General features: G+C 62.0%; 11 protein-coding genes and 1 pseudogene. 3 read left to right on the top strand and 9 right to left on the bottom strand.

The features are described from left to right. Positions 1 to 329: 329 nt before the first annotated feature. A complete protein-coding gene (locus IE160_RS04970) occupies positions 330 to 1,673 on the bottom strand; it encodes a DUF2130 domain-containing protein (RefSeq protein WP_224744585.1) in 1,344 nt (447 codons plus the stop codon). A gap of 130 nt (positions 1,674 to 1,803) precedes the next feature. Between IE160_RS04970 and IE160_RS04965 the strand changes: the two genes are divergently transcribed. Further along, entirely contained in the window at positions 1,804 to 3,003 is a 1,200-nt protein-coding gene (locus tag IE160_RS04965) for an IS256 family transposase (protein WP_191151816.1), read from the top strand. On the opposite strand, the gene IE160_RS04960 is transcribed toward IE160_RS04965, so the two are convergent. The 8 genes and pseudogenes from IE160_RS04960 to IE160_RS04930 form a co-directional block, all read right to left on the bottom strand. Then, positions 3,004 to 4,205, bottom strand: a protein-coding gene (locus tag IE160_RS04960; RefSeq protein ID WP_191151815.1) for an IS3 family transposase whose coding sequence is annotated in 2 segments (ribosomal slippage) — positions 3,004 to 3,909 and positions 3,912 to 4,205 — 1,200 coding nt in all. Because the reading frame shifts where the segments join, the coding sequence is not laid out codon by codon here. Between the two features lie 68 nt (positions 4,206 to 4,273). Next, positions 4,274 to 4,420: pseudogene (locus tag IE160_RS04955) on the bottom strand (IS256 family transposase); the annotation flags it as partial. 118 nt (positions 4,421 to 4,538) lie between these two features. Next, the gene (locus IE160_RS12635) at positions 4,539 to 4,670 is read right to left on the bottom strand and encodes a hypothetical protein (protein WP_255508247.1); all 132 of its coding nucleotides are present in this window, start codon (positions 4,668 to 4,670) and stop codon (positions 4,539 to 4,541) included. After that, entirely contained in the window at positions 4,667 to 4,972 is a 306-nt protein-coding gene (locus tag IE160_RS12520; protein ID WP_224744584.1) for a transposase, read from the bottom strand. Before IE160_RS12520 ends, IE160_RS12635 begins: the two co-directional genes overlap by 4 nt. 117 nt (positions 4,973 to 5,089) lie before the next feature. Continuing rightward, the gene (locus tag IE160_RS04945; protein ID WP_191151814.1) at positions 5,090 to 8,296 is read right to left on the bottom strand and encodes an Eco57I restriction-modification methylase domain-containing protein; all 3,207 of its coding nucleotides are present in this window, start codon (positions 8,294 to 8,296) and stop codon (positions 5,090 to 5,092) included. Next, positions 8,293 to 11,661 (bottom strand): helicase-related protein, encoded by a 3,369-nt coding sequence (locus IE160_RS04940; protein WP_191151813.1) that lies wholly within the window; start codon positions 11,659 to 11,661, stop codon positions 8,293 to 8,295. Before IE160_RS04940 ends, IE160_RS04945 begins: the two co-directional genes overlap by 4 nt. Positions 11,662 to 11,853: 192 nt before the next feature. After that, positions 11,854 to 13,059 carry a hypothetical protein gene (locus IE160_RS04935; protein WP_191151812.1) on the bottom strand — a complete coding sequence of 402 codons (1,206 nt, stop codon included), beginning with the start codon at positions 13,057 to 13,059 and terminating at the stop codon, positions 11,854 to 11,856. After that, complete coding sequence (locus IE160_RS04930; protein WP_191151811.1) at positions 13,056 to 13,649, bottom strand: hypothetical protein; 594 nt, start codon at positions 13,647 to 13,649, stop codon at positions 13,056 to 13,058. Before IE160_RS04930 ends, IE160_RS04935 begins: the two co-directional genes overlap by 4 nt. A 249-nt stretch (positions 13,650 to 13,898) precedes the next feature. Between IE160_RS04930 and IE160_RS12710 the strand changes: the two genes are divergently transcribed. Next, complete coding sequence (locus IE160_RS12710; RefSeq protein ID WP_191151810.1) at positions 13,899 to 14,219, top strand: sigma factor-like helix-turn-helix DNA-binding protein; 321 nt, start codon at positions 13,899 to 13,901, stop codon at positions 14,217 to 14,219. 105 nt (positions 14,220 to 14,324) lie between these two features. Further along, positions 14,325 to 15,736 (top strand): IS3 family transposase gene (locus IE160_RS04920; protein ID WP_191151980.1). Its coding sequence is split into 2 segments (ribosomal slippage): positions 14,325 to 14,661 and positions 14,661 to 15,736, totalling 1,413 coding nucleotides; the frame shifts between segments, so codons are not numbered across the junction. The last annotated feature ends 17 nt before the right edge of the window (positions 15,737 to 15,753 follow it).

The raw sequence follows: 15,753 nt of genomic DNA, 5'->3' as shown, positions 1-15,753 counted from the left end.
GAAGCCGCGACAGCCGGCGCGAGACGCGTTCGAGGAGTATGCGCTCGCGTGTGTCATGAACGAGCCGATCCAGCGCTGGATGCGACGTCACGCATGTGCTCCGCCAAGCACCGTCGCTCCGGCGCATGGTTGAGACCGGAACGCGGTCGCCGTTGACGACGCCGAGCCTCAAACTGCCACCGAACTTGCTCTCGCCAAGAGTCGACCAGGTACTCCGACAGGGGATGCGTCGGCGTCCGGAACCTCACTTCCAGGATCGGTCTCTGGACGATCGAGGCGCGACCCTCTGAGTACCATGCTGACGCCAAGCCCAAGGCTCGCTCCCAACCCTATTTGTCATCACCGTCGCCAAGTTCAGCAAACTTCGCGGCCATGGTGGGGTTTCCCCGCGTGAGCTTCTTGATGGTGACGTCCTGCGCCTTGTCGTTGGCCAGCCGCAGGTTTCGCTCCGAGCCATGCAACGCTTCCTTGACCTTCTGCAGCCTGACGATGGCCTTGTCGATCTCGTCGATCGCTTCGCCGTATCGGCGGGCGGCGAGCTCGTAGTTCTTGCCGAACGCCGACTTGAACGAGTCAAGGTCGCTCTCGAAGTTGGTGATGTCAACGTTCTGCGCCCTCACATGGGCAAGCTCTTGCTTGTACTGCAGCGACCCGAGCGCCGCGTTGCGTAGCACCGTGATGATCGGAATGAAGAACTGCGGACGCACCACGTACATCTTCGGGTACCGGTGCGAGACGTCGACAATCCCGCTGTTGAAGAGCTCGCTCTCGGGCTCGAGCAGCGACACGAGCACCGCGAACTCGCAGCCCTTCTCGGTGCGGTCTTTGTCGAGCTCACGAAGGAAGTCTTCGTTCTTTTTCTTGGAGGCCGTGCCGTCGCTCTCGTTCTTCATTTCGAACATGATTGACACGATCTCGGTGCCGGCGTCATCGCTGTCCCGAAAGATGTAGTCGCCCTTGCTGCCCGACCGCGCGTCGTTATCTTTCTCAAAGTAGGCCTTCGGAAAAGCCGTGGCGCGAAGGCGGTTGAACTCGGTCTCGCAGTGCTGCTCGCGCGTCTCGCCGACCATCTTGGTCGACAGCCGCGCCTTCATGTCTTTGAGCCGTTCGATCGCGTCGTCGCGATCTTTGATCTGCTGCTGGTACTTGTCTTCGAGGGCTTGCTCCGAGATCTTCTTCTCCATCGCCGCCATGGCGAGCCCGTTCTTCAGCTCGTCGCGCTCGCGCTCCACCGCGCTGAGTGCTTCCTTGACGGCGAGTTGCTTCGCCTGCTCTCCGCTCTGGATGCTCGCCTTCAGCAATTCGATCTCTGACGCCTTCTTCGCCACTTCGGATTCGAGCTTCGCGGCCTCATCGGCGAGCTTGGCGGCGAGCCTCGCCTCCGCCAGCTCGACGGCCGACGCCTTTTCTGCTTTCGCCTGCTCGAGCTCGCTGGCCAAGCGTGCCTTCTCGGTCTCGAGGGCGCTGAGTGACTCGGCGACAGCGAGCTTGCTCGCCGCCTCCCCCGCATCGAGCTCAGCCTTCAGCGCCTGAATCTCCGCGTCTTTCGCAGCGGCAGCCTTCTGCAGCTCACCGGCGGCTCTCGTCTCAGCCAGCTCGATCGCGCGTTGCTTGTCCTGCTCGGCGAGCTCGAGCCGCTCATGCAACTGCTTCTCGAAGGCGGTGTCGCGCACCTGCTTCAGGAGTGGAGTCCCGCATAGTGGTGTAACCCACGGTGGTCGCGCACGTCGTTGCTGACGTGAACGCGGTCACCGTGTGATCCTTCGAGAAGTCTCTTACCCCAACTCGAAAGGCATCAACACGATGACCGCTCCCCACATTGTCGACCCTGCAACGGTGCTCGGTGAAGCCCTTGCCGACGCTTCCCCGGATTTGATGCGACACCTGCTGCAAACGATGATCAACGCCCTCCTGTCCGCCGACGCCGACGCCGTGGTCGGCGCCGAATGGGGACAGCCGTCCCCTGACCGCCTCACCCACCGCAACGGCTACCGCCACCGCGATCTCGACACCAGGGCTGGCACGATCGATGTCGCGATCCCGAAACTGCGATCGGGCACGTATTTCCCGGAGTGGCTTCTGGAGCGTCGCAAGCGCTCCGAGGCGGCCTTGATCACCGTGATCGCCGACTGCTACCTCGCAGGCGTCAGCACGCGGCGGATGGACAAGCTGGTGAAGACCCTCGGCATTCACGCCCTGTCGAAGTCGCAGGTGTCCCGGATGGCTGCCGAGCTCGACGAGCACGTGAACCAGTTCCGGCACCGCTCTTTGGCTGAGGCGGGCCCGTTCACGTTCGTCGCCGCCGACGCTCTGACGATGAAGGTTCGTGAGGGTGGCCGGGTGGTGAACACGGTCGTGCTGATCGCCACTGGCGTCAACGGTGACGGCCGCCGCGAAGTGCTCGGCCTGCAAACCGCGACAGCTGAGACCGGGTCGGCGTGGAATGCGTTCTTCGCAGACCTCGTCGCCCGCGGCCTCACCGGCGTGCAGCTGGTCACCAGTGACGCGCATGCCGGTTTGAAGGACGCGATTGCCGCGAACCTGCCCGGCGCGACCTGGCAGCGTTGCCGCACCCACTACGCGGCGAACCTGATGAGCGTGAGCCCGAAGAGCATGTGGCCGGCGGTGAAGGCGATGCTGCACTCCGTTTATGACCAACCCACCGCTGTCGACGTGCACGCCCAGTTCGACCGCACCCTGGATTACGTGACCGAGAAGCTGCCCGCGGTCGCCGAGCACCTCGATACCGCCAGGGCCGACATCCTGGCCTTCACCGAGTTCCCCAAAGACGTGTGGTCCCAAATCTGGTCAAACAATCCCAACGAGCGCCTCAACCGCGAGATCCGCCGCCGCACCGACTCCGTCGGCATCTTCCCCAACCGCGACGCGATCATCCGCCTGGTCGGCGGCGTCCTGGCCGAGCAGACCGACGAGTGGGCCGAGGGGCGCCGCTACCTCGGGCTGGAGGTTGGGTCTGCTGCACGGATAGGTGACAGGTTGTAGTCACGCCGCCAGTGCGGCTGGCGTGCTCATGATGGCCTCGAACTCGACCGGGGTCAAACGGCCGAGAGCGGCTTGCCGGCGTCGCCGGTTGTAGGTGCGTTCGATCCAGGTGACGATCGCGATGCGCAGCTCGTCGCGGGTGGCCCAGGAGCGGCGGTTGAGGACGTTCTTCTGCAACAGCGAGAAGAACGATTCCATCGCGGCGTTGTCTCCCGCAGCGCCGACTCTGCCCATCGATCCCACCATGCGGTGGCGGCTGATCGCTCGGAGGAATTTCCGGCTTCGAAATTGGCTGCCTCGGTCGCTGTGGATCACGCAGCCGGCGACGTCGCCGCGCATCTGAACGGCGTTCTCCAGCGCTCTGACTGCCAAGCTCGACTTCATCCGTGAGTCGATCGAGTAGCCGACGATCTTGTTGGCGAACACGTCCTTGACCGCGCAGAGGTAGAGCTTGCCCTCACCGGTGCGATGTTCGGTGATGTCGGTCAGCCAGAGCCGGTTCGGGCCATCGGCGGTGAACTCATGCCGGATGCGCCCGGTCTCGTCCACGACCGCGCAAAGGTCGTCGTGGACTGGCGGGCCTGCCTTCTTGCCGTTCCTGCTGCGCTTCTTTCCGAACGCGCTCCACCAGCCGTTGTCGCGGCAGATCCGCCACGCCGTCCGATCAGCCATCGACTCTCCGGCGTCGCGAGCTTCATCGGCCAGCAGCCGATGCCCGAATTCCGCGTCATCCTGGTGAGCATCGAACAGCGCGTTGGCGCGATACGCCTCCACCCGATCAGCGTTCGTGATCGGCTGCTTCAGCCATCGGTAGTAGGGCTGGCGGGAGAGCTTGAGAACCCGGCACGTCACCGTCACGGGTATCCCGTCAGCGGCGAGCTCTGTCACGAGCGGGTAGAACCTTTTCCCGGCAGATGGGCCTGCCCCAAATACGCCGCCGCGCGGCGCAGCAGCTCGACCTCCTGCTCGAGCAGCCGATTACGCTGACGCAGCTCCCGCAACTCGGCATCACGATCGCCCGGAGACAGCGCCCCCGACTCGGCAGCCTGCCGGGTAGCGCGGGAGCGGGCGAGCCACTTCGTGAGCGTCATCGGGTGAACCCCGAAATCGTTCGCGATCTGCTCGACCGTCACTCCCAGTTCGCGATTCTCCGCGACGCGCACAACGTCATCGCGGAACTCTTTCGGATAGGGCTTAGGCACGATGGCATCCTTCCAGGCCCACCCCCTCGGGCAAGCCATGTCAGATGTCACCTATCCGTGCAGCAGACCCATTCGGCGCCGACCACGGCGTCGGCGTCGGCGGACAGGAGGGCGTTGATCATCGTTTGCAGCAGGTGTCGCATCAAATCCGGGGAAGCGTCGGCAAGGGCTTCACCGAGCACCGTTGCAGGGTCGACAATGTGGGGAGCGGTCATCGTGTTGATGCCTTTCGAGTTGGGGTAAGAGACTTCTCGAAGGATCACACGGTGACCGCGTTCACGTCAGCAACGACGTGCGCGACCACCGTGGGTTACACCACTATGCGGGACTCCACTACACATCCGCATCTCGAACGGGATCCTTCCGCCACCGGTAGTAGGGCTGGCGGGCGAGCTTCAAGACCCGGCACGACACCGTCACGGGAATCCCCGCCTCGGCGAGCTCAGCAACGAGCGGGTAGATCATTTTGGGGAGCCACCGAGTTTCAGATTCGCCTGCGACAAATACGCTGCCGCCTTCCTAAGGACCTCGTTCTCCTGCTCGAGCAACCGATTCCGGCGACGCAACTCCCGCACCTCGCCGGCCTCGTCCGAGGTTTGACCGGGGCGGTTGCCTTCCTCGATATCGGCTTGGCGCAGCCAGTTCTGCAACGTCGCTTCGCTGATACCGAAGTCAGTGGCGATCTGTTTGAGCGTGACGCCGCTCTCGCGGCGCCTGGCGACCGCGACGACGTCCTCGCGGAACTCTTTGGGATAGGGACTGGGCATGATGACATCCTTCCCGTCAGCGCCTTGCGGCACTAACGATCAGTTGTCACCAGTTCGTTCCTCACGCCCTCTTGGGCATGATGAACATTGTCCTTCCAGACTCGAAAGGAAACGGCATCAAACCGGGGACGGTTCAAAGGGGTCGTGTCGGATGGTTCCCGTGCCTTCCCCGGTTGGCTTGAATAGACATGCGTATGCATGTTCGAGACCAGGCAACAGGTCCGCGAAGCCAAGCTCCTGAGCGATGATCTCGTCAATCTCGTCGGTGACGTTGCGTAACTCTGAGAGTACGTAGTTGCCCATGTACTTGCCTTTGTAAAGATTGAACATGACATGGTTCGGATATGAAGCAAGCAACTCTCCTGCAAGGCACTCCAGACGCAGTTGCGCTCTTTCGGAAAACGAGCTGGGGTCAACCGGCGTGGCCTTGATGCCCCCACCTGTGACGTCGAAATCGTCACCTGTCGAAAACCACCACACCAATGCGAACTTAGATGCGAGAGTCGCCAGCATTAGTTTGGCTGCCCGCTCGTCTTCGGTCTTGATTCGGCCGATCTTCGTCTGGTTTGTGAGACGACCGTCGCGCTCGTACGCGGGCGGGTCTTCGAGGAACACCGATACCCAGTAGAGCGCGGTTGTCTTGAAACCTACGGAGTGAGACGTCGCATTACGTCGTTCCAGCGCTCCCAACGAACCTGCGCGAGCACTTACGGCCTCGATGATTCGCCCGAATGCGGAGCTCGAAAGCCTTATCCAGCCGTGCTTCCTCTTCAGCGCTGGCGTGAGCATGAAGTACTGAAGGGTCTCGAAAAGAGCCGGCCGGAATGCTTCAAACCATCGATGTGTCTTGGTCACAAGCAATTGATTCTCGCCCGCTCCGCGGTGCCCGATGACAATAGTGCTCCTCACCCCCACGTTGCCGTTGAAGAGTGCCGCAGGCCTTCTCGAGAAGGTACTTACCCAAAGTCGCCCGAAGCGAGCCTCTAGTACCTTTCGAAGTTCAGAATATCCATCGCTGAAGCTAGCCGAAATGGGAATGATGATAGCCATTCGACCGTCGGGGCCAGTTATCTGAGCTGAGCGTTCCGTGCATGGCGCATAGATGTCGGGCAGTAAATCGGTCTGGAATCCCCTGTAGGCGTATTCTTTGACTTTGGCCTTCGCGATGTACGGAGGGTTGCCGATTACCACGTCGAAGCCGCCCTTATCGAACACCTCAGGGAATTCAATGAACCAGTGGAACGGTCTGCTGGCCAAGACCCACTCTTCGAGAGTCCCCTTGCGCTTCTCCAATGCGTAGTACTGGCGATTCACATCGTCTCGAACCTCAGTGAGCAGACTCTTCAGCCTTGACCTGACACCCTTTACTGCTTCTGCATCGCCGCCGACCTGCGCAGCGCGGAAATCCGAGTACGCAATTTCGACACGCCTCGCCGACAGCATCACTGCGGAAGACTCGTCGTCGACGAGCAGGAGCCCTTCCCCCGCAACGTCGATCTCCTCTGGCGTGCGGGCACCGACCAGGATGTTGCCCGTCTTGATATTGAAGTCGAGGTCCGGAAGAGGCTCGATCTTTGAGGGCGAATCGAGCGCTGACGCGAGTTTGAGGAAGAGGCGCAACCTCGCGACCTCGACCGCCGAAGGCATAATGTCGACTCCGTAGAGGTTCGACAAGCAAGCGTGTTTCAGGATGAAGTAGTCCCTACCTCCCTTGTGGCCGTCAACCTCGTCCATCAGCGCCTGAAGATCGGGACTAGGTTTCGCGATATCCATCGCACCGAGCAGAGACGTGTAGACCGGGACCAGAAGGTTGAGGGCAGCGAAGAGAAAGGCGCCTGAGCCGCATGTCGGGTCCACGATCCGTAGCTCGGTCATGGCTTGCCAGACAGCCAGCAATGTTGCCGGTTCACTGATGCGTCGAATCGCGTCGACTGTCAGCGCTTCGATGTTGAGGTTCGCACTCACCGCCTCGTCCACCGACGAGATCTCACCCGCCGCCAGCATGGCTCGTATGGATTCCAATGCGTTGCGACGCGCGTCCACCTCCCACCAGCTCTCCCCGGGCAGGCCGATCGACTCGGGGGCGTGCGTGAGCCACGTAGGGCGCCGGTGGCTCTCGCGCTCCGCTTCGATCGAATCAGGAAAGGGGATCGCCGCGCCGTGCTCGAGTGAGTCCCAGATGTATCGGTCCGGATCAGCCTGTGCGAGGTCCCAGACGGGAACATCTATCGACTCCAGGCGGGTCAGGATCACCGGTAGGAGCGTCGACCGCGTCATGAAGTGAGTGACATCATCTTTGGTGTAATAGGCGCCCATCTGCTTCGAGTTGACGAATTGCTCGAAGATGTAGCCGAGCACATCCGGGTTGATCTCATCCTCGGCGGCGGGCCTCGTGTCGAGATGCCAGTTGTATTCTGAAAAGAAACTGAGAATCCGCTCGAATGCACTATCGGGGACCGAGATTCGACCGCCGAACTCCTCCTCGATCGACGTCTTCCCGAAGATTCCGCCATTCACGTAGGGCACCTTGCCCAGAATGTCGTTGATCTGGGTATCCTCAATGGTTCCGGCAGGATCGTTCAGTCGCTCGAAAAACAAGGGCAGAAGAGCGTCACGGTAGAAGTTGTAGTAGTAGTCGCGACCCTTGAGCTCTTGCACGGCCGAAAGAGTGTGCTCGAGGTACCACAAGTCACCGTTCAAGAACTCCTTCTTCTGCAAGAAGTAGAGAAACATCATCCGGTTCAAGAGCGTCGTCGAGTAATCACTGGCGAACTGCTCAGACAGCCCAGCGATCTCACCAGCCAACGACTTGTGCTCTGCGGCGAACCGTTCGTAGAACCGTCGGGTCACATTCGTCGAGTCGAAATTCCCGTGTATACGATCGAGCACGTCGACGATCGTGAAGCCCGCCATGTGATCCTCCGCCGTGAAGGCGAGGCCCGCGAGACGTTGTGCCAAGAACGCCGGAAGTGCGCCTGGTGCAGTTTCGATCGACTCGAAGGTAGTAGTGCCCGCACTCGTGCGGCGCGGCCAATGCCAGAACCACGCGTCGGGGCTTTGAAAGATTTCCATCCGTTCGGCCGACAAAGGTGCGAGCTCCGAATCGACCGCACGCATCGCAGCGCGGGTCGGAGCCTGGTTCGACGTCACCGTGTAAATCCGAAAACCCTTGAGATGAGAGGCGATCGCGGGGTTGTAGTAGACACCCTCAACCTCGATCGTCGGCAGAGTGCCGCTTGGGGCATCCCAGAGAAGCTCCGAAACGAATACACCAGATACTCCTTCGACGACGAAACGTTCTTGGAGCGCCTTAACTCTCGTCATTTCCGCCAAGGGTCGACCTCCATCGCACTTGTTCCCACGGGGTTGAAGCCCATAGAGGTGATCACCTGAATACGGTCAGCACCCAGGTCGCGCACGTCGAGCAGAGTCTTGTCCTGGTGCATCGACAACAGTCTGTCCATGAGCTCATCCGAGTCGCCGAGCAGACGGGCTGCGCGAAGAATGCCCACAACGTCCTTCTTCGCGTTGTCGCGAAGTGGACTCTCATTCACCGCGTCGATGAGCTCGCTCACCTGAACTCGCGTGATCGTGGTGATGTCGACCCGGTCGACTTGACGCTTGAGGAACTCGTAGAGCTGCTTCCTGAGTCCATGATTCAGCAGCACAGTGTTCTGCTTCACCTGATCAGTCATCGTCTCCGCAGCGCGACGCATGTGCTCGAACTGGTCGTCGAGTGCCTCAGCCGCGACCTCACCATACGAGCTCTCGGTCGCCTTCAGCGCTTCCATCGGCGTCAACAGCGTCACTTCTGTTGCACTGCTCTGAATCAGGAGATCTGTGCCGGCATCTGAGCGGCCGTAGGTGATCGCGCTTGGGCTCCGATCAGTAGACACCGCCTTGGTCGAATACACGAGGTCTCTCAACTGCTGTGCGATCTCCTGGTCTGCAGCCTGTGCGCGATCCCAGACACCCAGGGCATACGACGATGCATCGACCTCACCCTCGTCTTCGCCCAAGTTCGCACTGCCGTCGAACAGCCCAGTGAAGTCGACCGTGAAGTCATCGTCCTCGAAGAACTTCTCCCCGCCGCCGATGATCTGATGGGAGTTCTTGAGCCGCGCTTGGAGCCTCTGCCGGAGCTTGATGATGGCCTCGACACCTGCGTGCGGCAAGAAGGAGATCACTCGAATCGACTTCGCGTCCTGACCAACACGATCGACGCGCCCTGCTCTCTGGATCACTTTGATAATCGTCCACGGCAAGTCCCAGTTGACCACGATGGCCGCGTCCTGGAGATTCTGGCCTTCACTCAGTACGTCGGTGGTGATGAGCACGTCGAGCTCGGTTTCGCCGGTGGGCAGACCTCCCAGATGCTCGTTCGCGTGAGGAGCGAATCTGCGTGCGATCTTTATGACGTCGCCGGACTGGCCGGTCGCGCTTCCGAACGAACGCTTCGACCAGCGCGGAAGATGTTCGGCGATGTAATCGACTGTGTCCTTGTACTCGCTGAAGACCAACACCTTCTCGCCAACTGGCTGACCCTCGATCAACTCAGCGAGAGCCCTCAGCTTCGTATCGTTTTCCGCATCCCACGTACCGCGAGCGTCGAGCAGATCTTGGAGTACCGCCGAGTCAGAACGCGCGTGCGTCAGAAGCTCTTCCTTACGAAAAAGATCGGGTCTCGCCCAGCGAATACCTGCGGGCTTCTTCGAGGCCAGTTCCTTGTGGGCTCCCTCGGCATATGCGAGCCATTGGGACGCAGTCCAGTTGATGCCCCAGGGTGACGAGTCCTCTACTTCCTGAAGTCCGTCCTCCTCGATGTCGGAATCAACGTTGTCGAGGTCGAAGAACGACTCTCCGTAATTGCCAAGCGGCACTTCGAGATGGTTCGAGAGTGCATAGTCGAGCACCGCGTTCCTTGCAATCATCCGCTTGACGGTGAGGACGAAGGCGTGCGCGCTGGATGTCAACCGCTTCAGAGCGGTGGTCCGGATGAAGCCGGCCGCGGCAGTGATTGAGATCCGCAGATCCTCGAGCATCTCCTGCTCTGCTGGGTTCTCGCCCTCGACATTCTCGACCAGGTACTTCCCCAACTGGTAACGCGCGTAGGTGAGGTTGTCGATCGCATCGAACGTCTCGTCGGTAGCCAGCGCATCGTTCGGGTCATCAGGGCCGCCCGAGTAGGGCAGAGCTTCTGGAATACGTTTCGGGAAACGGAATCGGGTTCCGTCGGGAAACTTGAGCGTGACGTCTCCGGTCGCAGGATCTGTGTGTCCATAGGTCGACTCGAGGAACTTCCTCGTGCGACGCACGAGGAACTCGCTGAGCAGACGTTGCCAGTCCTCATTCTGCTCCGACTGTTCGAACGCGGCAAGGGTGTCGAGACGACCCCCAGTCTTCTTCGCTACCTGCAACGCCCCCTGGCCCGCCCCCTTTTCAGAATCGAGTTCAGCCATGTGCCGGTCAGGTCGAATGCCGAGCGGTTCGTCCCAGCCCAGCTTCAGTCCGAGCTGCCCTCCGATGTCGCGGTGTCGTGCATTGAACATCGTGGCCGTCAACAGCACGACCTTGCTGTCGTTGTCTTCGACATAGCCTCGAATGGCATCCCATGCCTTGCGGCCTCGACTTCGAAGGTTGTGGGACTCGTCAATGAGGACAAGCCGATACCGCCTGAGCTCCGGGAGTTCCTTCCGAACCATGCTGAGACTCAGCACCTTCCCCGGAATGTGAAAGCGGTGAAGGTGCTCTTCCCACATCTTGACGAGATTCTTAGGGGCGATCACCAGCACGCTCTCCCCAACGGTCGCAGCGATGGCGGTACCCGTGAGCGTCTTGCCGAGTCCGACGACGTCGCCAATGACCGCTATTCCTTTTCGCTCGATGAGCCGCGTCGCCACTTGGACTGCGCTTATCTGATGCGGCAGCAGCACCTTCTTGACCTCGGGCGGAATGTCGAGCGTGAGCCCTTCCCTCGCATCCCGGGATAGCTCGTATGCCAGCCGAAGATAGACGTGGTACGGGCTAGGCTGCTCCAGCCGGATGAAGGACTCCTCTAGAACCCGCTCGAGCTCGCGGGTGATGTCGATGGAGAACATGTCTTCCCAGCGGGCATCGAACCAGAGCGACAGCTCGTTCGCGACCTGCTGGTCGGTCTCCTCCAGGCTCAGCTCGCCCTGCTTGACGAGACCGGCCGCTGTGAAGTTTGACGAGCCTACTACGGCTCTCCGATTCTGCATGCCTGCCGCCTCGTGAGCGATGTACAGCTTGGCATGGAGGGCCTCCCGCGCGGAGAACTTCACCTGCAACAGGCCGTTCGCAAGATCCATCTGCAGTTGTCGTAGTCCGGCAACCTCTGCTTCGGTCGGGACGCCCCACGTGAGCTGTCGGGCAAACCCCAGCACTGCCATGTTGGCACGATTCACGGCGGTACTCATATCTACAATCTGCGGGCCAGCTTCTATCGACTGGCGAACCGCATCCTCGGTCGAAACAGCCATTCCTACTAGGAGGCGGACCTGCCGGCGACCTTCTGGAGGCGGCTTCATCTGGCCGATGCTCTCCCTGAGCAGCCGCCAGCCACGGAGATTGAAGTACCCCACGCAGGCGTCGAACGCCAACGAGTGCGGAAGAACCTTGTTGAGCGCGTCCGCCAGTGACAGTTCTCCGTTGTCAACAATCGTGCTCATGGGCATATCTCCTCTTGGCAAGACGTGTTTGATGAAGCGTGATGGTGCAGGCAGCTACTGGTCTGGCCGTGGTGCGCGGTGACCGGACGTTGAGTATCCCGCTCGGGAACTTTAGTCATCATCAACCCGTCCTTCTCCGGTCAGAAACAAGTTCTCCAGACTCACACCGACCGCCGACATCGATGTCTGTAGTCATGCGAGGTGGCCCCCGAACCATTGCTCGGGCTCGACAACCGCGACGCGCACGGCGCCCTCGTCGGTGACGGCGACGAGGTCGCCATAGGTAGTAAGGCGCAGCGCCGTGTGCTCGGGAGTGGCGGCGAGCACCTCGGCCTGGAGCCGCTCGGCATGGTGGCGGGTGTCGGCGGGCACAGCATCCCGCAGGGTAATGCCGGAATCGAGGTCGACGATGCGTCCGTCGACCGCCTCGTAGTAGTGAGGCGTCAAGAACCCGCGGGCGAGACCGTCGTCGGGCTCGTCCCCGAGGTAGCCGAGCAGCCGCGGCACGTTGTCGACGAAGCCTCCGACCGCACCGTCCCGCTCGTCGACCCATACTCCCCCGAGCGGGCGGGGCGCCAGCCACACTCGCCGCTTGCGCGGCCAGAGCTCGGCGTCGACTCGCTTGCGCAGGCCGTCCCCCGTGGCCGGGTCGACGAGGTCGCCGATAGCGCTCGGAACATAGCGGGCCGCCGGAATCTCGCCCGTCCAGCGCGCGCCGATCGCGGGGCGGCGCTCGACTGCGGGGGTTTCAATCTCGATGACGTCGGCATCGGAAGAAGGGGGTTCGGGATTCTCAGCGGCTGGACGCTCCACATTCGGCTCGTGAGGCTGTGTCATGACGGGGGACTCTGGCTCAGCATCCGGACTCAGAACTGCCTCGTTGTCGATCTGCCACTTGCGGATGACATCGCTGAACGGCCGGTACTGGCCGGTGCGGATGCGCTGCAGGCGACGGACCATGCGCGTAGCCAGCGCCTCGATCGGCAAGCCGTTCATGCTCGCGAACTGCTTGACGAACCCCGCGACCTCCTCCAGCTGGGCGGCTCCGGCGTTCTCGCTGAAGTGCAGCCACGTGTTGCGGGCGTAGTGGACCTTCTTCGCCATCGCGACCGAGTCAGGCTTGCCGGAGAGCGCACGCCTCAACGGGGAGTCTGGGTTCTTGAAGTACTCGGGAAGCAAGACGCTGGGATCCTGCGGATTGATGCGCCCTTTCCAGATTCCGTCGGTGCGACGCTGCTCCTCTAGATCGGCCCACCACTCCGGGCCATCGAGCTCGGTGATGCGGGTATCGCACCGCCCGTGGAGGTCGATGCCGAGGCCGCGCATGAGTGACAGGTAACCCTTCATGATCTCGCCGTAGCTGTCCTGCTCCGGCATCTCCACCCTGACCTGCGTCATGCGTGCAGGGGCTCCAGGCCGGGCTTGCCGAAGCCGCGCGCTATCGGCATGACGCGGGTGATCGCGAAAGCGACGAACGCCGCCGTCGGGTCGTCGCCGATGGCGAAGCCTGGCGCATCCTTGAACCGCTTCGCCGCCGGGTTCAGCTCTGCGACCGCGCCGGTCTCCGCACCGTGCTCCCGTAGCAGGGCGCTGGCATCGAGGCCAGCAAGCCGGTCGAGCGTTGCCCACTCGACCGTCTGCAAGGTCGGCCACTCGCGCTCGCCGTAGGCCATGGCGCGCAGGATGCCTACACGGAGGTCGCCGGACTGAGCGAGCGACATCTTGCCGGCGCGCTCGAGGCGGCGGTAGTCGTCGGCTCCCGCCCAAAAGTCGAGGAGGCGGATGTCGTGCTCGTGCCCGTCGTCACCGCCGGGCCAGGTGCAGACGCCGATCGTGGCGTGGAAGCCGTCAGCCGTCTTCACGGTTGCGACGCGGGCGCGGCCCTCGACGACCCCCTCGTCGCGGGCCGACATGCTCGTCCCTTCGATGGTGTGCACGTCGGGGTCGATGCTCAGGGTGAGGCCGCGGAGCTCGATGGTGGGATTCATGGCCGTTCGCTCCCTCCGCTTTCCCATATGGAGTCAATGCGGGCGCGGGTCCCGACCAACGACATCGAAAGTGTGAGGACCCTCACCGCAGTTCCACCCTATTGGTGAGTGGCAGTCGCGAAGAGACCCCGTAGTGGGGTTGTCGCTCGTGGTGAATGTCCTTCGTCGAACGTACGCTGAGCAGATGTCATCAGAACGCGAACCGGAGCTACACACATCGGACGTCGGACATAGTGGAAGTTCAGTCCTGTGAATCGTGAGGAGCGCGACGCGGAATTCGTTCGGCGGTATCGCGAAGGGGAAACCCTCGACGCCATTGCACAGTCCCATGGACTCACACGAGAGCGCGTTCGACAGGTCATCAAGAAGGTCGGTGGGCCTGTAGCCGAAGCAGCTCGCACAGAACGAGCTCGACGTCGCGCGGCCGAGCAAGATCACGCGGACGCTGAACTCTTGGCACAGTTTGAGCGCCTTGCTCGTGACATGGCTTCCCGCGGCATGACACGAGGTGTCGTCGTGGGCCGCCTCACCCTGCTCTATCCAGAAACCCTACGTGTCAGGGTTGGGTGAGGCCAGTCGCTCGGAGCAAGTCCGCTGTTTGACGTAGGGCGGAGAACCAGGAATTCAACCATCATGTCCAGTCCGTCTTTGATCGCCGTGCGCGACGATAGCCTCATGACCAACGAAAGTCCCGGGCCCCGAGCTGGGGGTCCGGCGTCGCGGCGTTCGTTCACCCCGGCGCAAAAACTTGACCACCTCGCGGCCTACGAGGACGCGATCCTCCGCAACCAGGGAGGGGCGTATCTGCGTGAGCAGGGTATCTACTCGTCGCAGGTCACCGAGTGGCGCAAGCTCCGCGACGCCGGAGTCCTGGCCGGGAAGAAGCCCGGTGAGAAGATCGGCCGGCTGACCGCGGAGCAGGCCGAGATCGCCCGGTTACGGCGCCAACTCGACCAAGCTGAACAGCGTCTCGCGACGACGGAAGTTGCTCTGACCATCATGGGAAAAGCGCACGAGCTCTTGGAGAATTTGTCCAAGAGCTCGCGGGACGAACCCCCGCACACGAGCTCCTGATGACCGCCTACGTCGAGTTGACCGGGTCGGGCACCTCGACCCGGACCGCAGCACGGCTGACCGGGGTGTCGCGGGCGACTGCGACCCGCAAATCACCGCCTGTGGCTCTGCCTCGGGTGCGCGTCACGCCGGCGAATAAGCTCTCCGTTCTCGAGCGTGCCCGAATCCTGTCGGTGGTGAACTCGCCCAGGTTCGTGGACCTGCCACCGATCCAGATTTTCGCTCAGCTTCTCGATGAGGGCATCTATCTCGGCTCGATCTCCACGATTTACCGGGTTCTGACCGAGAACGCGCAGGTGAAGGAGCGCCGCCGGTTGGCTAGGCACCCGGCCCGGGCGGTCCCCGAGCTGGTCGCGACCGCGCCCGGTCAGGTGTATTCGTGGGACATCACGAAACTGCCGGGCCCGATCAAGGGCAAGTATTACGACTGCTACGTCATGATCGACATTTTCTCCCGCTATGTCGTCGGCGCCTACGTCCACACCTCCGAATCGGCGATCCTCGCGGTCGAGATGATGACAGAGACGTTCAAGATCCACGGCACCCCACAGGTCGTCCACGCCGACCGGGGAACCTCTATGACCTCGAAGACCGTCGCGGCGTTGTTGTCGGATCTGGAGGTCACGAAGTCGCACTCGAGACCCCGGGTGAGTAACGACAACCCTTACAGCGAGAGCTGGTTCAAGACCCTCAAATTCGCGCCCGTGTTCCCCGAACGCTTCGAATCCGTCGGTCAAGCCCGGGCCTTCATGGCCGAGTTCGTCGAGGGCTACAACCACACTCACCGGCACATCGGCATCGGGCTGAACACCCCCGCCGACGTCCACTACGGCCTCGCCGCAGCCAAAGCCGCCGAACGGTCAGCGACCCTCGCCCTCGCTCGCGCGCAGAACCCAGAACGCTTCAGCAGCAACCTTGACCCGAAAATCCTCGCCCTGCCCGGCACGACCTGGATCAACAAGCCAACCGAACAAGAAGCCGGAGAGGAACCCGCACCGAAACTAGCCGCCTAAAGACCCGCTGGCCTCAT

The sequence above is a fragment of the Chryseoglobus sp. 28M-23 genome, from assembly GCF_014789785.1.
Taxonomy (GTDB): domain Bacteria; phylum Actinomycetota; class Actinomycetes; order Actinomycetales; family Microbacteriaceae; genus Microcella; species Microcella indica.
This window is presented reverse-complemented; position numbering and strand designations above follow the sequence as displayed.